The organism is Pseudomonas sp. Pseusp3, from assembly GCF_047304225.1.
Lineage (GTDB): Bacteria > Pseudomonadota > Gammaproteobacteria > Pseudomonadales > Pseudomonadaceae > Aquipseudomonas > Aquipseudomonas fluorescens_CD.
The window spans coordinates 1-531 of record NZ_JBGLYV010000244.1 but is presented as its reverse complement, the minus strand read 5'-3'; the positions used below and the strand labels follow the sequence as shown (position 1 = coordinate 531).

The 531-nt window shown below is 64.8% G+C and carries 1 pseudogene; it reads left to right on the top strand.

Going from position 1 to position 531, the window contains the following annotated elements:
- Positions 1–424: pseudogene (locus tag ACCD00_RS30755) on the top strand (hypothetical protein); the annotation flags it as partial.
- Positions 425–531 lie beyond the last annotated feature (107 nt).

Here is a 531-nt window from a genome sequence, read left to right as displayed (position 1 = left end):
CAGCGGCGGTGGCGGCGGAAGTGGCGGTGGTGGCAGTGGTGGCAGTGGTGGCGGCAGCGGCCACGGTGGCGACCATGGCAGCAACAGCGGCCATGGCAGTGCCAACAGCGGTTCGGGTCACTCCGGATCGGCCTCGTCCTCAGGACGCAGCGGCACCCATGATGAACCCGGGGATGACCGCGGCGTGCATCGCGCTGGTGAAGTCGGCGACGATCGTGGCGTTCATGCCAACGGCGAAGTCGGCGATGACCGAGGCGTTCATGCCAACGGCGAAGTCGGCGATGACCGAGGCGTTCATGCCAACGGCGAAGTCGGCGATGACCGAGGTGTCCATGCCCAGCCAGGGGATGACCGTGGCGTCCATGCCCAGCCAGGGGATAAACGGGGTGTCCATGTCGAGCCCGGCGATGACAAAAGGACCTGATTCCAACTGATCCCCATACACACAAAACCCTGTGGGAGCGGTGGTGCGGCGATCCGACTTGCTCGCGAATGCGGTGGGTCATCGAACATTGATGTCGACTGACACAC